This window comes from Chryseotalea sp., assembly GCF_057350905.1.
The window spans coordinates 86,504-104,263 of sequence record NZ_JBMRCF010000008.1 but is presented as its reverse complement, the minus strand read 5'-3'; the positions used below and the strand labels follow the sequence as shown (position 1 = coordinate 104,263).

19 protein-coding genes are annotated in these 17,760 nt (G+C 40.5%); 7 read left to right on the top strand and 12 right to left on the bottom strand.

The features are described from left to right. The first annotated feature begins 49 nt into the window (after positions 1 to 49). On the top strand, positions 50 to 1,513 hold the full coding sequence (locus tag ACO1XM_RS08785; protein ID WP_486227967.1) for an aldehyde dehydrogenase: 1,464 nt from the start codon (positions 50 to 52) through the stop codon (positions 1,511 to 1,513). A gap of 88 nt (positions 1,514 to 1,601) precedes the next feature. Here ACO1XM_RS08785 and ACO1XM_RS08780 read toward each other — a convergent pair whose 3' ends face one another. After that, positions 1,602 to 2,417, bottom strand: a complete 816-nt coding sequence (locus ACO1XM_RS08780) for a CPBP family intramembrane glutamic endopeptidase (RefSeq protein ID WP_486227966.1) — start codon at positions 2,415 to 2,417, stop codon at positions 1,602 to 1,604. 93 nt (positions 2,418 to 2,510) lie between these two features. Here ACO1XM_RS08780 and pnuC point away from each other — a divergent pair, with 93 nt between their 5' ends. Further along, on the top strand, positions 2,511 to 3,170 hold the full coding sequence (pnuC, locus tag ACO1XM_RS08775) for a nicotinamide riboside transporter PnuC (RefSeq protein WP_486227964.1): 660 nt from the start codon (positions 2,511 to 2,513) through the stop codon (positions 3,168 to 3,170). After that, positions 3,167 to 3,700 (top strand): AAA family ATPase, encoded by a 534-nt coding sequence (locus ACO1XM_RS08770; RefSeq protein ID WP_486227962.1) that lies wholly within the window; start codon positions 3,167 to 3,169, stop codon positions 3,698 to 3,700. Before pnuC ends, ACO1XM_RS08770 begins: the two co-directional genes overlap by 4 nt. On the opposite strand, the gene ACO1XM_RS08765 is transcribed toward ACO1XM_RS08770, so the two are convergent. Further along, positions 3,690 to 4,229, bottom strand: coding sequence for a hypothetical protein (locus ACO1XM_RS08765; RefSeq protein WP_486227960.1), 540 nt, complete (start codon positions 4,227 to 4,229; stop codon positions 3,690 to 3,692). The genes ACO1XM_RS08770 and ACO1XM_RS08765 overlap by 11 nt on opposite strands. A gap of 145 nt (positions 4,230 to 4,374) precedes the next feature. Between ACO1XM_RS08765 and ACO1XM_RS08760 the strand changes: the two genes are divergently transcribed. Then, positions 4,375 to 5,280, top strand: a complete 906-nt coding sequence (locus ACO1XM_RS08760; RefSeq protein ID WP_486227958.1) for a nucleotidyltransferase family protein — start codon at positions 4,375 to 4,377, stop codon at positions 5,278 to 5,280. A 260-nt stretch (positions 5,281 to 5,540) separates the two neighbouring features. Here ACO1XM_RS08760 and ACO1XM_RS08755 read toward each other — a convergent pair whose 3' ends face one another. The 3 genes from ACO1XM_RS08755 to rimO all read right to left on the bottom strand — a co-directional run bounded on the left by ACO1XM_RS08755 (position 5,541) and on the right by rimO (position 9,697). Further along, positions 5,541 to 6,407 (bottom strand): winged helix-turn-helix domain-containing protein, encoded by an 867-nt coding sequence (locus tag ACO1XM_RS08755; protein ID WP_486227956.1) that lies wholly within the window; start codon positions 6,405 to 6,407, stop codon positions 5,541 to 5,543. Positions 6,408 to 6,658: 251 nt separating this feature from the next. Then, the gene (gene bshC, locus ACO1XM_RS08750; RefSeq protein ID WP_486227954.1) at positions 6,659 to 8,227 is read right to left on the bottom strand and encodes a bacillithiol biosynthesis cysteine-adding enzyme BshC; all 1,569 of its coding nucleotides are present in this window, start codon (positions 8,225 to 8,227) and stop codon (positions 6,659 to 6,661) included. A 159-nt stretch (positions 8,228 to 8,386) separates the two neighbouring features. Continuing rightward, on the bottom strand, positions 8,387 to 9,697 hold the full coding sequence (gene rimO, locus ACO1XM_RS08745; protein WP_486227952.1) for a 30S ribosomal protein S12 methylthiotransferase RimO: 1,311 nt from the start codon (positions 9,695 to 9,697) through the stop codon (positions 8,387 to 8,389). Positions 9,698 to 9,789: 92 nt separating this feature from the next. On the opposite strand from rimO, the gene ACO1XM_RS08740 reads away from it, so the two are divergent. Both ACO1XM_RS08740 and ACO1XM_RS08735 read left to right on the top strand, forming a co-directional pair. Continuing rightward, positions 9,790 to 10,629 (top strand): hypothetical protein, encoded by an 840-nt coding sequence (locus tag ACO1XM_RS08740; RefSeq protein WP_486227951.1) that lies wholly within the window; start codon positions 9,790 to 9,792, stop codon positions 10,627 to 10,629. Positions 10,630 to 10,633: 4 nt separating this feature from the next. Beyond that, entirely contained in the window at positions 10,634 to 11,290 is a 657-nt protein-coding gene (locus tag ACO1XM_RS08735; RefSeq protein WP_486227948.1) for a DUF6048 family protein, read from the top strand. A 135-nt stretch (positions 11,291 to 11,425) separates the two neighbouring features. Here ACO1XM_RS08735 and ftsY read toward each other — a convergent pair whose 3' ends face one another. The 7 genes from ftsY to ACO1XM_RS08700 all read right to left on the bottom strand — a co-directional run bounded on the left by ftsY (position 11,426) and on the right by ACO1XM_RS08700 (position 16,392). Continuing rightward, positions 11,426 to 12,376, bottom strand: a complete 951-nt coding sequence (gene ftsY / locus ACO1XM_RS08730) for a signal recognition particle-docking protein FtsY (protein WP_486227946.1) — start codon at positions 12,374 to 12,376, stop codon at positions 11,426 to 11,428. An 8-nt stretch (positions 12,377 to 12,384) separates the two neighbouring features. Beyond that, on the bottom strand, positions 12,385 to 12,738 hold the full coding sequence (locus ACO1XM_RS08725) for a DHCW motif cupin fold protein (RefSeq protein ID WP_486227944.1): 354 nt from the start codon (positions 12,736 to 12,738) through the stop codon (positions 12,385 to 12,387). Positions 12,739 to 12,865: 127 nt separating this feature from the next. Further along, positions 12,866 to 13,021, bottom strand: coding sequence for a DUF4295 domain-containing protein (locus ACO1XM_RS08720; protein ID WP_486227942.1), 156 nt, complete (start codon positions 13,019 to 13,021; stop codon positions 12,866 to 12,868). 21 nt (positions 13,022 to 13,042) lie between these two features. Then, positions 13,043 to 13,225 (bottom strand): 50S ribosomal protein L33, encoded by a 183-nt coding sequence (rpmG, locus tag ACO1XM_RS08715; RefSeq protein ID WP_486227940.1) that lies wholly within the window; start codon positions 13,223 to 13,225, stop codon positions 13,043 to 13,045. Between the two features lie 18 nt (positions 13,226 to 13,243). After that, the gene (gene rpmB, locus ACO1XM_RS08710; RefSeq protein ID WP_486229532.1) at positions 13,244 to 13,483 is read right to left on the bottom strand and encodes a 50S ribosomal protein L28; all 240 of its coding nucleotides are present in this window, start codon (positions 13,481 to 13,483) and stop codon (positions 13,244 to 13,246) included. Positions 13,484 to 13,583: 100 nt separating this feature from the next. Further along, on the bottom strand, positions 13,584 to 14,237 hold the full coding sequence (locus ACO1XM_RS08705) for an HAD family hydrolase (protein ID WP_486227938.1): 654 nt from the start codon (positions 14,235 to 14,237) through the stop codon (positions 13,584 to 13,586). 28 nt (positions 14,238 to 14,265) lie between these two features. Further along, entirely contained in the window at positions 14,266 to 16,392 is a 2,127-nt protein-coding gene (locus ACO1XM_RS08700; RefSeq protein ID WP_486227936.1) for a T9SS type A sorting domain-containing protein, read from the bottom strand. Positions 16,393 to 16,468: 76 nt separating this feature from the next. Here ACO1XM_RS08700 and ACO1XM_RS08695 point away from each other — a divergent pair, with 76 nt between their 5' ends. Further along, positions 16,469 to 17,752, top strand: a complete 1,284-nt coding sequence (locus ACO1XM_RS08695) for a UDP-N-acetylmuramoyl-tripeptide--D-alanyl-D-alanine ligase (protein WP_486227933.1) — start codon at positions 16,469 to 16,471, stop codon at positions 17,750 to 17,752. Positions 17,753 to 17,760 lie beyond the last annotated feature (8 nt).

The following is a 17,760-nucleotide window of genomic DNA, read 5'->3' as shown; positions in this document are numbered from 1 at the left end:
GGTCACGTTAAAATACCAAAATCTTGGTATTGACAAACAATTATATTTGATGGATACTTTATTTGACAAAATGGAGACTATTCTCAATTACATCAACGGCACTTTGCTGCCACCTTCTTCCGGTCAATACCTGGAAAACATCAACCCGGCTATAGGGAAAGTGTTTAGCAAAATCCCTGATTCCGATAAAAAAGATGTCCAATTAGCTGTAGATGCTGCCCAGGCAGCATTTGACAACTGGGCCAACATGGCTGTAGAGAAGCGCCAGGCCATTTTATTAAAAATTGCAGACCTGATCGATCGGGATTTAGCGACTCTTGCGTTGGCAGAAAGCGAGGATCAGGGTAAGCCAGTGAAATTGGCCATGGCAGCCGACATTCCGCGTGCTTCGGCCAATATTCGCTTTTTTGCAACAGGCATACAACATTTTGCCAGTGAGGCACACATCACAGGAAATGAGGCAATCAATTATACCACACGCACACCCGTTGGCATAGCAGGTTGTATTTCACCTTGGAATTTACCGCTTTATCTTTTTACGTGGAAAATTGCCCCGGCACTGGCAGCAGGTTGTACAGTAGTGGCCAAGCCATCAGAGCTTACTCCAATGACGGCCTATTTATTTTCTAAACTATGTATGGAAGCAGGTTTACCAAAAGGAGTATTAAACATTGTGCACGGTTTAGGACCTAAAGTAGGTCAGGCTATTGTGGAGCACCCGCAGATACCGGCTATTTCGTTTACAGGCGGAACAGTAACAGGTAAGCGCATTGCCGCAACAGCAGCACCTATGTTTAAAAAACTCTCGCTGGAACTGGGTGGAAAAAATCCAAATATCATTTTTGCAGATTGTAATTGGGAGCAGGCCTTGAGTACATCGTTGCTCTCCTCTTTTTCCAATCAAGGAGAAATTTGTTTGTGTGGTTCCCGCATTTTTGTGGAACGATCAGTATATGATCGTTTTGTACGTGAGTTTACAGATCGCGTTAAGGTATTGACCGTAGGAGATCCGTTGGATGAAAAAGTAAAAATCGGGGCTGTAAATTCTGAAGCGCACATGCATAAGATTTTATCCTACATTAAACTGGCGCAGGAAGAAGGTGGTAAGATTGAATGTGGAGGAAATCGAGTTACTGTAGGGGGGCGTTGTGCCGAGGGTTATTTTATAACACCAACCGTCATCACAGGTTTACCTTTTGATTGTCGTACGAATCAGGAAGAGATATTTGGCCCCGTTGTAAGCATTATGCCCTTTGATACGGAAGAAGAGGTATTGAAGTATGCCAACAGTACTGCATATGGTTTATCTGCAACACTCTGGACAGAAAACCTGACACGCACGCATAGAATGGCAGCACAGTTAAAAAGCGGTATTGTATGGGTAAACTGCTGGCTCTTCCGCGACTTGCGCACACCTTTTGGCGGTATGAAGCAAAGTGGTGTTGGGCGTGAAGGTGGCTGGGAAGCATTGCGATTTTTTACAGAGACTAAGAACGTTTGTATAAAACTTTAAATAGGTCTGGTGAATAAGTGTTTTTAGCTGCTGGTTACGAGTTGTGAGCCACTAGCCCAGTGAGAAATGTTTTGACTTTTTAACAGTTTTAGGTATTCATAAAACTGTCTTCTGAAAAATATTTCTTTTGAATGAACAGAACACCACCAGCACAAAAAGCAATGGACACTAAAACCAATGCATAATAGAGTTGATCGTTTGCGACTAAGTCAATCAAGTTGGAGTCAATTTCTTCCCTGGGCACAATAAGCATCCCCACACAGCTAATGCTGTTGTTGATAAAATGTAAAAGAATGGGTAAATAAAGTGATTTGGTTTTCCAATAAAGCCAACCCATAAATACACCCATTAAAAAAGCCCCCAGGCCTTGTGCCACATTACCATGAATAAGGGCAAAAAGTAAAGAAGAGAAAGCAATAGAAAGACCGGCACTATAATTTTTCAACAAGCCGTGCAAAATAATACCCCTGAAGAGAATCTCTTCCAAAATGGGTGCTGCTATGGCAATGGTAGCTATGCTGGCAACTGGATTTTCATAAATGCCTTCTAAGATATTTTTTAACGATTCGGGCACTGGAAATAGAGCAACAATGGGGTCGATGGCAATGTGCAAAGGGATCATCAGTAGAGAACCTATAATGGCAATACCCATGGGAAACGCATTAAACTCAAGGCTGTAGTTTTTTCTAAGTGCAAAACCAGCAAAAACAGTAATGGTCATAGATAGAGTATAGGAGAAGAACAAACCAATGCCTGAGGTAACATTGATGAAGGGCATGAGAGCAATGACAACACCGAAAGTAACGACCAGCCAGATGCCAATTAAGCCGAGGGATTGTAGTAAGGTAGGATAGTGTTTGACGGGTACGACTTCATTTTCAGGTGCGGCATCGATTATTTCCATGGCAGAAATTAGGTAGTGATTAAAGTAATAAGGTTAATATTCAGACAACGAGAAACCAATTGATTGACTTATTTTTGTTTTTGCTAAATAAGCATGGATTTCTTTAATATCAATAATATTTTTTTCACAGTACTGGGCTATCCCATGAGCTACATAGAGTTCTTTGGAACCATAGCTGGTGCAGTAGCGGTGTGGCTTTCAGCCAGAGGTAACATCTGGAGTTGGCCTATTGGCATTGTTAACGTCACCCTGTTCTTTTTCCTTTTTTATCAGGTGCAACTGTACCCCGATATGTTTTTGCAAGCTTTTTTCTTTGCCACCAACCTGGCGGGTTGGTGGCGCTGGTCGCACCCAACGCACGCTGAAGAAGACAAAAAACATGAGCTAAAGGCAAGCTTAATACCGCTGCGACTATTAATGATTTTCCTGATGTTAGGTTTTATTGGAACCTACATCATGGGCGCATTTGCTGAAAACCTTCATGTGCAGTTTCCTAAACTATTCAGTCTGCCCAGTGCATTTCCTTATGCCGACTCTTTTGTAACAGTGATGAGTATTGTGGCTACTTACCTGATGGTACAAAAGAAAGCAGAGTGTTGGTTAATCTGGTTAGTAGTGGATGTGGTGGCTACTTACCTGTATTTTAGTAAGGGAATTTTGTTTGTTGGGATAGAGTATCTGGCCTTTTGTTTTATTGCTGCTTATGGTTTTTACAAATGGTTTAAGGATTCAAAAATGTCTGATCCCTCATGAGCGGAATTAAACTATTTTGTTTGTACGGACCTGAAAGCACCGGTAAATCGGTAATGGCAGAAGTACTCGCCAAAGATTACAATACGGTGTGGGTTCCTGAAGTGGCCAGAGAAATTGTTACCTCTAACCATTTTAGCAGAGAAGATATCATTGAAATAGGAAGAGCGCAGACTGAGCGGATTTTCCAACTAAAGCAGCAGGCAAACAGACTTTTAATTTGTGATACCGATGTGATCACTACTCAGATTTATTCCCGCCACTACCTCAAAGTTGTGCCACCTGTATTGTACCAAATGGAAAATATGGTGCATTACGATCATTATTTTTTATTTGATATTGATGTGCCCTGGGTAGCAGATGGTATGCGGGATCTAAGCCATCAGCGCGAAGAAATGTTTAAGATCTTTAAACAAGCGTTAGATAGGAGAAGAATAGACTATACAATTGTACAAGGAGATTGGGAGGAACGCCTCATGTGTGTTAAGAGAAAAATAGATGAGTATCTTAAGATTCCGGTTATTAGCGCTTAGGAAATAATTTTACATAAGTCAGCTTATAGGTAATAACTGAATTGCCACTATTTTCAGTACGCACTGCCTCCAGTATATCATAGGATTTATCAAAGCTGAAAGTGTAGGTTGTAAACTGATCACGCTTATCTAATTGCTTGTATACGGCAAAAGAATTTTCGGTAAACTGAGAGAACTCCCCTTTGATTGAGTAAGAGGGGAACAAACCCTGATCGATGGTTAACTCGATAAATTCACGATGCATGTTTTTGACATCTTTGATGATGGCCACTTGCTTGAAATTGTCACGCCTGTCTGTTACGCGTTCCCGGTCGCTATTAGACAAAAATGTTCTTCCTTTTTTTGTAGTCAGGAGCGACACAGCGTAGATGCCTTCAAAACTTGCTTCTTCCTGAGCAGTTTTGTTGAGATAAGCTTTTAAAAGATCGTTAAAATTCACTTGTTCAAAAGAATACACCTTGTGTTTTTGACGCATGGTGTACTGCTTCTCTATTGAGCAGGCCGCACTTAATAATATGACGCCTATCATTAAAAAAGGCGTTTTTTTTATGATTATTTTTCGATGAGATTTTAACATATTGTTAAATGTAAAAGTAGGTAATTAGTAGATTCGTATAAAATATGGATTATTGTAATTCCGTTGTATTTTTACATCATTCTTAGAATCAATAAATATGGGCAACAATAAAGACATCACACTTTTAGTATTGGCAGCAGGTATGGGTAGCCGTTATGGAGGAATAAAGCAAATTGATGGTTTCGGCCCAAGTGGTGAAACGATCATGGATTATTCACTTTATGATGCCATCAGGGCTGGCTTTACCAAAGTAGTTTTTATTGTAAGAGACGAAATACTGGAGACCGTAAAAGAGCGTTTTGAACCTAAGCTTAAGGGCAAAATGAAGGTTGATTTTGTGATACAGGCGCTCTCTACTTTCGTTCCGGAAAAATATCAACATGGCGGACGCACAAAACCATGGGGTACATCACATGCGGTATTATGTGCAAAGGATGTTATAAAAGAACCCTTTGCAGTAATTAATGCGGATGATTTTTATGGAAGATCTGCTTTTAAATCGTTAGCAGATTTCTTCAATGCAGATAAGGAAGGCGCACATGCTATGGTCGGTTATACATTGAAAAATGTATTATCAGAGCATGGAAGTGTTTCGCGTGGTTGTGGTGAGCAAGATGCCAATGGCTATTTAAAATCTGTCGTAGAGCGGACAACTATTGTAAAAGAAAACGGAAAAATTATTGCTAAGGAGAAAGATGGCGACTTGGAGCTGAGTCCGGAAACACCCACTTCCATGAATTTTTGGGGTTTTCAACCTGACATTTTCCCCTTAATTGAAAACATGTTCGAGGAGTTTCTGAAAGAGAATTCAGATAATCCAAAAGCAGAATTTTTCATTCCGCTGGTGGGCAATAAAATGATTCAGCAGGGCAAGGGTAAGGTAAAAGTGTTAGGTGGAGGTGATATTTGGTTTGGAGTTACTTATAAAGAAGATAAAGAAGAAGTAACAAGAAAGATACAAGAGTTGGTAGATAAGGGAGAATACCCTGCCAAGCTTTGGTAATACATCAGTAGATATTCATATGCTTCATTACAGCATACTCAGGCAACGCATTATGCTATCTTTGGCCTGGCCATGGAATGTGCGGATAGCATACAGCGTTGAATGAGTATGCGAGGCCATGCGGCCTGAGAGCAAAAACTCACATATTCCATTTATTGTAATAATTAGTTTATAATTCGTTTAGACGCAAAAGTGATAGACCATAGTCGCATTCAATATTAGATATGATTTAATGTTTGCTTCTATTAATCTAAGAAGGGTTATAATACTTCTAATTTATAGCCTATTCCATGTATGTTGGTAATCTGTACACTTGGATCTTTACATAGTTTTTTACGCAGCTTAGAAATAAACACATCAAGACTACGGCCTACGATTACACCCTCATCTTCCCATCCCTCTTTCAATAATTGATCCCTTGTAATAGGCTCGTTAATTCTTGAGGTAAATATTTTTAAGAGTTTACTTTCTTTGTCAGACAATTCAATGATGTGTGTATTGTATTGCAGTATCTTTTTTTCTGCTGAGAAGAAGAAACTGCCGATTTTTATCATGTTGCTATCGCTGCTAATCGGATGATTCTTTTTCTTAGGTAATAAAAGTAGACCACCCGTCAGTAAAAGTGCAAAACCCAGTATAGTAAACATATAATTATACTCAGCCTTTACTTCTGATGAGGGTAGCATTGAAAGTTCTATTTGATAACAGCCCATTAATTGCTCACGACCTATACAAGGAATTAAAGTTGTCGTTTCTGCTGAACCTATTTTAAAACCATAGATAACTTCTTTTTTGTCGCAATCCTGAACATTGACAATATAGGGCAGCTGAAGATTAGTCTGATCAAGGCTCGACCTGACAATCTTAACCAAAGAATCAGGCACAAAGCTAAAGGGACTTTGAAACTGTAGTAAAAAGGTGCTTTCATTGCTTTGTGTTACTGGTAGTACGCGAGAAGATGAATCGCCCGACTGCAATAAAAGATTATGTCCGATTTGTCTGATGGCAATTTCTATTTCCGACTTTAAAGGCTTATGGTGCTGACGTTCGCTAACCATAGAGATAGCCGAAATGAGCACAAGCGCTAACCCCACGCACGCTACTGCAATAAACCACCACTTTTTCATTCCTGCTTTGTTAACCTTTAAACTAAATGATTATTTAAAAGCCTAAAGGTAAAGTGCTTTTAAGCCTTTATGTAAAGATTTACATTCATTTAACACTTTTTTACATACCTTTTAGCTGTGCCAGTATGTTCATTTTTAAGGTTGATACAAGTATTGTATTGTTAGAAGGCTACGGCCAATTCCAAAACTTCTCAACTTAACCTCGAACCTCTAGCTTCTAATCTCAATCCCCCATTTTCACGGGTTGGCATCTATAAATACAATACATTAAACCTTAAGTCGAACGGATCGAAGTGGTGTAATAAGTGTTTAATAAAATCAGGATGTTGTTGATAGAAGTTTAGGAAGTTGTCCGTACGCTCCTGCAGACTGTCGTTTGGGAATAAACTATTTTTGATGGCTTCTACCTGACCGAGTTTGTCGGATTGCTTACGTTTTTCTGCTTTAAGGAATTTGCCTTCTATTTTCTCCAGGCTCTTTTGCATTCTGCGTGTTTCGGCAGCAACCATAGTGTCTAAGCTTTGATCAATAATTGAAGCTTGTGATTTAATGGCTTCAAATTGTTTTTCAATCAATTCTTTCTGACCATTTAACACAATTTTCTCTCTTGACAATTTCAGAACAATGTGATTAAACAAGTAGTTTTTTTCCAGAAATAATTCCTCTAACACTAAACCGGATTTTTCAATTTTGCGTTGTGTAGGTTCATCTATCACCAAACCGAATGTGCGGGGAAGGAGAATAGGAAAGCTGGTATTGAAATGTTGGAAAACATCTTTCAGTTGTAGCCAGTAAACAATTTCTGCAGGGCCACCACAGTAAGCGATGTTGGGTAAAATGATTTCTTCGTATAACGGCCGGAGAATTACATTAGGGCTGAACTTTTCAGGATTGCTTTCAATTAATTTTTCGATTTCCTGTCTAGAGAATTTGAGGTCTGTATCCAGGACTTCATAGACATCTCCTTTCTGTTCAATTCTACTACGTAAGCCCTTATCGAGGTAAAAGAAATTTATTTCTCTACAATAAATCTGTGGCTTATAACCCAGAGCTTCTAGTTCGGCATTCGTCTTGTCTACTTTTGTTTTAGCTGTGTGGTTGAAGATATCGTCTTTGATAACTTGTTTGAATAAACTTTTAAGCGAAGGATCATCACCATCCACCACCACTAAGCCTTCATCGCCAAAAAGTTCGTTTACATAATAACGCACTGCATCAGCTAAATTATCGTACTGCGTGTAGGCTTTTTTGAAAAGATCAATGGCGCCAGGGACTTCAGTTAATAGTTGCTTAAAATCTTTTGTGTGAAAACGGCCTACAGCTCCTTGTTGTTTTGTTTCCCAACTATATTTTTTGCCGTAGAGTCTGAACGATTTTATTTCATCGTAATCATGATCTTCAGAGGCCATCCAGTAAACAGGCACAAAATTGTAGGCAGGGTATTGTACTTTTAATTGTTTACAGGCATTGATTACGGCAACAATTTTATAAATGAAGTAAAGAGGCCCGGTAAAAATGTTTAGTTGGTGACCAGTGGTTACAGTAAAAGTTTTTGTATCCGCCAGTGAAGTAAGGTTGTGGGCAACAGCTTCACTTATGGTAAGCGTATGATATTGCTGTTGAATTGCCTTTGTTAAAACAGTGCGATTGTTTACACTGTAATTTTTGGCCTTCTCTTCGACCTGACCAGCAAAAGCATTCTTTTCAGGAAAACGATTGTAGAATTTTTTAAGTCCCTCTTTTTGGGCTACAAAATCAAGAAAGAAAGGAGTGAAAGCATTCGTTTGTTCGAGGGGAAGTTTTTTAAGCGTAGAAGACATAAACGAAGTTAGCAAGTAAGAAGCTTATACCGATACATTTTAATTAAACCGCTCTGCCAGGCATGAGCACGGTAAATTATATCCTCTAACGGTTTTACCTGCTCAAAGTTCAATTTTGCAGTAATTTAACAATTGAGCTCACGCTTACATGGAGCAGTATTAAACTACGCTTCCGTTCAAATCAAACTCGCTCGCATCTTCAATTTTCACGTTAACAAAATCGCCAATGCGCAGGTAATTATCCTTGGCAGAAATGATCACTTCGTTATCCACTTCCGGTGAATCGTGCTCAGTTCTGCCAATAAATTCTCCCCCTTCTTTGCGATCGATCAACACCTTATAGGTATTGCCAATTTTCGCCTGGTTCAGTTCATAAGAAATGCCTTGTTGCAATTCCATTACTTCATCCACACGTTGCTGTTTCACCTCATCAGCTACATCGTCCTGCATGCTGCCTGAATGTGTATTGTCTTCATGTGAATAAGCAAATACGCCTAAGCGATCAAAACGAGAACGTTCAATAAAAGTCATCATCTCATCAAACTCAGCCTGTGTTTCTCCCGGGTGGCCGGCAATCATGGTTGTGCGAATAGCAATGCCAGGCACTTTTTCACGAATGGTGTCCAGCAATTCTTCTGTTTTTTCACGGGTAATACCCCTGCGCATGAGTTGCAGCATCCGTGTTGAGCCGTGTTGCAGGGGAATGTCGATGTATTTGCAAATGTTAGGACGCTCTGCCATTACTTGTAAAGCATCCATTGGGAACCCTGAAGGAAATGCATAGTGCAGGCGAATCCAGTCTATACCTTCTACATCCGATAAATTTTTGAGCAGGTCGGCAAGATTTCTTTTCTTGTATAAATCAAGACCATAGTAAGTAGAATCCTGGGCGATGAGTAATAACTCTTTTGTTCCGTTTTTTGCCAGATTCTTCGCCTCCTTTACCAACTCTTCAATGGGGCGTGAAATATGACCACCACGCATGAGGGGTATAGCGCAAAAAGAACAAGGCCTGTCGCAACCTTCAGAGATTTTTAAATAAGCAAAATGGCTTGGGTTAGTCAGAATACGCTCGCCCACCAGTTCATGTTTGTAATCAGCTTTGAAGGTTTTAAGCAAACGCGAAAGATCGCGGGTACCAAACCAGGCATCTACCTGTGGTATTTCTTTCTCCAGATCGTCTTTATAACGTTGCGATAAGCAACCGGTAACATATACTTTATCAACAATGCCCTCTTCTTTGGCATCTACGTAGCGTAAAATGGTATCAATGGATTCCTGTTTGGCGTTATCAATAAAACCGCAGGTGTTTATGACCACCACACTGGCATCATCATTGTTAGCTTCGTGTGTAACATCAATGCCATTACCCCTTAATTGGGTTAACAATACTTCAGAGTCTACTACGTTTTTAGAGCAGCCCAATGTAACAATGTTAACTTTTGTGTTTTTAATCCCCTTGGTTTTCAATGAATCCCCCCGTTTTTAACAAGTGCAAAAATACTAAAAATAATGCGATGGGTTTGTGCTTAACAGCCTTCCCTTATCTTTGCCAATTATTAATGATTAAAGTGAGAAAAAGCACTGTTATTCTTGTGTTATGGGCCTTGTTTGCGGCTTGTCTGGATCAGCCAGATTGCTATAACTTAACCAATAACACTGTTAACATCTCTTACCGCAAAATTTTTGATGGGGCTCTGGATTCAGTGGCGATGGAATCTGTGACAATTGCTGGGTTTGATAGTCTCTTTTCGATTGACAGCAGGACTACTAAAATTCCACTTGATTTTACCACAAATGGAGTTTCGGTTGTCTTAGATGGGGTAGAAGGCACGCGTCTTATAGACTTGGGTTACAAGGTGCAACCTCAGTTTGTATCCGAGGAATGTGGTCCACGATTTGCCTTTTCACAACTCACAGCCTCCAGTCCATCAGGTGATTCAGTTCGTGTTTTGTCAAGTACCCCGGGTGGCGATGCCAGTCATGTGGCCATTTACCGTTGCCCTAGAAATAATTTTGTAAGGCTTGCTTTTAAGCAGGTAGTAGATGAGGACGATGTAAAGGATACTGTTTCAGTAACCAGCACTGCTGCAGATTTTGAAACACTTCCTACGTTTTATCCTACGAATGGATCATTAAGCTACATGAATCTCCCTTTAAACTTGAACGCCACATCAACACAGATAACATTAAATCTCTCCAATCCTGCGCGTGTAGCAACGCTTACATTTACCTATGCCTTGGTAAGAAAGACAGTTTTCGAGATTTGCGGAGAACAAACCTTTATTGCTAACGTGCAGGTAAGTTCAGATGTTTTTGAATTTAAAAAAATTGCAACAACTCGCTATGTTGCAGATAGTATTTACGATCCACCAAAAACAAACTTTGCGGCTTTTCAATAACATATTGTTAATCCTGATCGGCTTGTGTCAGGTGGCCTTGGCACAGCAGAAAGATTCTGTTGATGCGAAGGCATTCATCCCTACGGGCATTCGTGCAGGCTGGGATTTAGTTTCGCCTGCTCGTGCAGAATTAGTAAATACTTTTAAGGGCTACGAAGCAAGTTTTGATATTGACTTATACCGATACTACCCAACCTTTGAAATTGGCAACAGTGCGAGAAACTACTTGTCAGAAAACGGCAGCAGTTATCAGAATGATGGCAGCTTTTGGCGTGTTGGCATTGATGTTAATTTCATGAAAAAGGACCCTGAAAAAAATATGTTCTTTTTGGGCGCGCGCTATGCCAGGTCTGCGTATTCAGAGGAGGCCAGGATTATTACAACGGATCCCTTATGGGGAGATTATGATCAGGTTTTACAAAACAATAATCTTACAGCCAGTTGGATGGAGTTAACTACCGGAATGCGCATTAAAGTATGGAAGATTTTCTGGTTGGGGTATACGGCACGTTTTAAGTTTGCTAAAAACCTGAATGATAATGTTAACCTGCTGACAACCGATGTGCCAGGTTATGGCGCTACTGATAGACCTACTACCTGGGGCTTTAGCTATTATGTAATGGTGAAATTGCCAGTACGAAAAGTAAAAACCGGCAGCTAGAGGCTCGAAGCTCGATGCTGGAAGCTAGAGGTTCGAATGTGATGCTTACATCCACAGCGTGTATCTTGCAGCCGGCAGCGTGAAGCCAACAACTACATACGATCAACCATCAACGAAAAACCAGCAACGATCAACTTAACCTCTCTTAAAAAGCGAATCCACAAATTCCTTTTTATTAAAAACCTGTAAGTCTTCTACCTTTTCGCCTACACCTATGTAGCGCACGGGTATTTGAAATTCGTCTGAGATACCGATTACAACGCCACCCTTAGCGGTGCCATCCAATTTAGTAATGGCCAAAGAACTCACTTCCGTTGCTTTTGTAAATTCACGAGCCTGAACCATCGCGTTTTGTCCGGTGCTGCCATCGAGTACCAGCATGACATCATGTGGAGCATCGGGCACTACTTTTTGCATTACACGCTTAATCTTGGTTAGCTCACTCATTAAATTTACTTTGGTGTGCAAGCGACCTGCCGTGTCAATGATAATCACATCAGCATTTTGCGCAACACCGGCTTGTACTGTTTCAAAGGCAACCGCAGAAGGGTCAGTGTTCATGCCTTTGGCAATTACCGGAACGCCAACACGCTCACCCCATAATTTTAATTGATCTACAGCCGCTGCACGGAAGGTATCAGCAGCACCTAAGACTACAGTTTTACCCGCCTTTTTATACTGAGCCGATAACTTGCCAATCGTTGTGGTCTTACCAACCCCATTTACACCTACCACCATAATAACATAAGGTTTCACATTGGGCGGAGTTTCAAATTCTTTCAGGTCAGTATCGCTTGTGTCGGATAGTAAGGCGACCACCTCTTCACGTAAAATAGCATCCAACTCAGCAGTGCCCAGGTATTTGTCTTTGGCTACCCGGTTTTGAATACGCTCAATAATTTTTACAGTGGTATTGATGCCCACATCGGAAGCCACCAGAATTTCCTCGAGGTTATCGAGTACTTCATCGTCAACGGTAGATTTGCCAACAAGGGCTTTACCAAGCTTGCCGAAGAAACTCTCCTTGGTTTTTTCTAAACCTTTATCGAGCGACTCTTTTTTTTCTTTATTAAATAAACCGAACATAAAATCCTCTAATCAACTGACTCATTCAATTTTAAAAAGTCGCCATCAATAATCAGTAGCTTTACACCGTTCGCTGAAATTGATCTATGTGAGCTCAGTTCATCGGAAACCACATACGACATGCCCTTACTGAGTTTAAAGCTCTCCCCACTCTTTAACTCACTTTCAAATTCACCGGCTAAGCAGTAAACGACATGACCTTTTTCACACCAATGGTCAGCCATATAATTTGCTGAGTACTCAACGATTCTTATTCTTAAACCCTCAAACTGAATCGTTTGCCAAAAGGAAGTTCCTGTTTGACCTTTGTGCTCCGACTTTTCGATCGTTGACCAATCGATTGTTTGAAAAGGTATGTTCATGTATCTGTCAGTTTGATGACGGGACATCGAACCACAAGGGTTTGATGAACGTTCATGGCTTAACAGACACCAATTTAAACAAAAAAAGTCCCGCGAGGGGACTCTTTAATTCATTCAACCTGACTGATTACTTCTGAGAAAGAGTTTCTTTCACCAGTTCTGCAGGTACAATTTCTTCTCTGAAAGAGTAAGCACCAGTCTTTTCAGACTTCACTGCACGAATTACTTTCGCGTAGCTCTTGTTATCACCTTTCTTTAACGTTGCAACTACCTTCTTTGCCATGACTTTATCGGTTTAAGGGTATTACTTAATTTCTTTATGAACCGTCATTTTCTTCATTACCGGATTGTATTTTTTTAATTCAATACGCTCGGTAGTGTTTTTACGGTTTTTAGTGGTGATGTAACGGCTCATGCCCGGCATGCCGCTAGTTTTGTGCTCAGTGCACTCGAGTATCACCTGGATTCTATTGCCTTTCTTAGCCATTGCCTTGTGTCTTTAATATTAAGCCATTAAAGTGCCTTTTTGGGCAGCTTCTTTCAATACTGCATAAATGCCGTTCTTATTGATCGTCTTGATGACTTTAGTTGTAACCTTTAAGGTAATCCAACGATCTTCTTCAGGCAGGTAGAAACGCTTCTTTTGAAGATTTGGGTAAAATCTTCTTTTAGTCTTGTTGTTAGCGTGGGAAACATTGTTTCCTACCTGAGGCCTCTTGCCTGAAATTTCGCAAACTCGTGCCATAATCTCTTGATTTTTAAGCCCTTCTTGAAAAGGGACTGCAAATATCGCTAAAAGCCCTGCAATATTCAAAAGTGATTTAGAAAAATGTGGATAAATCCTTTCAGAAAAGCTTCTTAATCAGCGATAAGGCATTAATTCCTTCAAAATCGGGTATAACCAGGTCGCTTTCGCTGAGTTCTGCAGCACTGTGGGTAGTGCTAATGCCCACAACTTTACATCCGGCAGCCTTTCCAGATGATACACCCGACAAAGAATCTTCAAAAACCACACAATTTTTAGGGTCGAAGCCCAAGGCTGCTGCTGTCTTGAGGTAGATTTCAGGATCAGGCTTGCCTTTGCTAACGAAGGATTCGTCTAAAATGGTGTCGAAGTAAGGACCTATGCCTGTATACTTTAGTGTGAAGTCAACATTGGCCCTGGGAGCGGAGGTGGCAATAGCCCTCTTTATAGTATAGACATCCAGCTGATCCAGAAAACTTATCAGCCCATTTAAGGGTTGCACATGGTTTTGGTAGATGTCTCTGAAAAGCTGCTCTTTTTCATTCGCATAGGCCTTCAGTTGTGCTTCTGGCAAAACGCCAAATACATTGGTGATCCAGTCGCGGTTGGTGCGGCCATATATTTTAGCGTGAAGTTGTGCTTCACTTAAATCCTGTCCGTATTTTTTACAAAAATCTTTCAGTGCAATTTTATGAAAGGGGTTGCTATCGATCAGCACACCATCCATATCAAAAAGGAAGGCAATCGTATTCATGAGGAGTAGTGCCGGTTTATGCCGGTGTCTAGTAAATTATCAATCTCCGGGTAATAGTTGAACCACTACCAAAGAAGCGCAGCAAATATACACCCGCTGACAACATGGGAAAGGATAATTCGCTTGTTCCCTTCTGCGTGGTTGTTGATGAGATAAACTGGCCCTGTGTGCTATAAATATGCACAACACCTGCTACAGTACTTTCTATGAACACTGATTGATGCTTGCTTGCAGGGTTAGGAAATACAGAAAAATTATTTTCCAGTACTTTTGCTCTTAATAATTGTAAGCCACCTAAATGATTACCGATCACTAAAAAATTTTGTTGAGTGGTGCTTAGGGAGGAAGTCCATATTGGGCCACCAAAATTTCTGACTTCAAACTGTCTGCTTAGTGGATTAAAAGTCAATTCTTCTTCAGCATTGTCAAAATTCACAGCCGTAGCAAAGTCAGATAAAATTTGCAGCGTGCCATCTTGTAAACCGATGATAAGGTCTTGTTTAGCATCTTTATTCAGATCGCTGATAAGTATGGATGGATTTTGTCTTAAGAAACTCTGGCCTATACCTAGAAAAGCAGCATTCTCTCTTAACCATGATGGTGCAGCACCATTGCCATTGTTCCTCCAATATTCAACAGCACCATTGGCTTTGCCCACCAAAGCATCAGGTAAGCCATCCTTATTAATATCGTAGATGTGAATGTTCTCATTGAAGAAAACCGAGAGGTTTGTGGCGGCAAGCCCACTTTGCAGACTTAGGCTAATGGTGCTGGCATTTAGTATATAATGGAGTAATGTTTGTCCGCTCTGATTGGTAGCCGTGAGTATTAAATCAATCGTACCATCTTGATTGATGTCAGCAAACTGAGGCTTTAAATTGTATACGCCATATATCGATAGATTTGCAAAATCAGTAGTTGCCAATTTAAAAGCTGGTTGTTGTTGACTGCCTGTATTTTCGTATAGTGATAAAGTTGAGCGAAAAAGACCACCTTGCTGAATCCCGAGAGAACCAATAAAAAGATCATCGTCTCCATCTCCATCATAATCGAAAAAAGCAGGGCAGGCATTTTCGCCTACATCAATCATTTTGTTTTGCAGGAAATCAGATGGAGTTGCGAATAATGGATTATTGTTGCTCTGTATATTTTTATAAAGTTGAAGTGATTTTGAAAAATTGGTGACATCATCACTTCTTTCAAATACACCCGGTGAGACCATAAGGTCTTTAATGTTATCAAAATCGAGGTCTTCGTAAAAAGCTATGGGATAGACGCCATTACCTTTCAGGTTGTCGGGAAAAACAGCCGCTTGGGTAAACACTGCATTTTCAGAAGTGCCTTCATTGATAAGCAGATAAAGCTTATCGCATTCAGATTCAGAAAAAATCAAATCCATTTCATTGTCAGCATTCACATCTAAGGCAAGTAAAAACTTACCGCCAGCGTGTTGCACTCTGCCATTACTTACACAGCCCGTATTGTTAAAAGCAAACTCACCGCAGCCACATTCTGTTAAACCTCCCCAGGTTTGTGTTATGCGTACAAAATCGGGTGTCGCATTACTACCAACATTTTTATGATACTCTATTTTCCCATTGCCTGAAAAGTTCATGCAGAGTATGTCCAGGTCTCCATCACCATCCATATCTGCAATAGAGGGCACATCATCGGCCTGAAGTTGTACATTGGTTTTTCCTGAAAAACCTGTGCTGAGTATTACATTACTGTTTTGAAAAAGCAGGTGTTGCCACTCAGGTTTGTCTCCAGTACTGCTGTTGAGGTAAACTTTTATGCCAAAGGGATTGCCTGTAAAAATATCCTTGCGTCCGTCACCATTCAAGTCGCGTAACAAAAGGAAGTTGGCCAGGTCAGCAGGGAAAAAAGCTTCATATTCAGGTGAATAAATGTATTGTTGTGCCTGAACCAGGTAGGTTACTATTTTATTTGCAGTGCGGTCGAAAAGTATAAGGTCTTCAACACCATCATTATTAATGTCCAGTTTGTTTACTTGAACTGCATTGAGGCCTCCTGCCCAGGCTTGCGCCAGCAATTCATCATCGGCATTGCTTACTGGAATGGAAAAGTCGGCTTCATAGGCATACTGACCCCAGGCGCTGGTAGATATAATAAGTAAGAGTACTGTAAATCGCATGATATTTATTCTGCAGGACTAACGATAAAGGCTTTGCCTCTGTTATCTTGTGGCTTCATTTTTTGTGAAATTAAGCATGGATATTCAAACCCTTTATAAAAGATTTTTAGCGTGTGCCAAGGTATCAACCGATACCCGTCAGATTTTGCCCGGTTCCCTCTTCTTTGCCCTGAAAGGGCCAAAATTTAATGCCAACCAATTTGCTGAAGAAGCATTAAACAAGGGTGCGCGTTATGCTGTGGTGGATGAAGCCGCTTTTGTAAAAGATGAACGATACCTGCTGGTGGAGGATGGACTAACGGCATTACAGGATTTAGCCAGATACCATCGTGATCAATTAACTATTCCAGTTATAGGGCTTACAGGCTCCAATGGAAAAACAACCAGTAAAGAATTGGTGCACGCAGTGCTGAGTAAAAAGTTTGTAACTTTTGCTACCAAGGGTAATCTGAATAATCACATTGGTGTTCCCTTGTCCATCTTGTCTATTGATAAAAGTATAGAAGTAGCTGTGATTGAAATGGGGGCCAATCATGTGGGTGAGATTGCGCTACTTAGCTCGATAGCAAAACCCACTCATGGTTTTATCACCAACATAGGCAAAGCACATATTGGCACTTTTGGAGGTTTTGATAATATCATTCGCGGTAAATCAGAATTGTACCATCATTTGATTACAACAAAGGGTACAGTTTTTATCAACTCGCTAAATCCGATTCTGAGTAACATGGCTAAGCGTTTTGCCAAGCCAATTTTTTATCCGCAACCAGGTGATTATTACCATTGCGAATTAGTAGGTGCTGATCCTTTGGTGAAAGTAAAAGCAGAAAATGGGGAAGAAGTACAGAGCCACCTGGCAGGGGCTTATAATTTTGAAAACATAGCTACTGCTTTATGCATCGCAAAGTTTTTCGGTGTGGAGGAGAATAAAGCAAATGAAGCCATTGCTGAATACAAGCCAGGCAATATGCGTTCGCAGATTGTTGTTAAAGGTTCAAACACCATAGTGTTAGATGCATATAACGCTAACCCCAGTTCCATGCAGGCAGCTATCGAAACCCTTGCAAGCATGAAAGCTGGAAAAAAAGTTGCTATTATTGGGGATATGTTTGAGTTAGAGGAGGAAGCAGAGAAAGAGCATGCGGCCATTGGGGCGCTGTTGGCAGAGAAAAAATTTGACGAAGTTTATTTATGTGGCACTTTAATGCGCGCAGCGGCAAGTCAGTTACCGAATGCCTTTTACTTTGAAAAGAAAGATGAATTAGTGAAACAATTGCAGACTAAACCAATTGAAGGCGCTACGATTCTGATCAAGGCCTCTCGTGGTATAGGTTTGGAAACAGTGCTGGATTATATGTAAAGATTAGC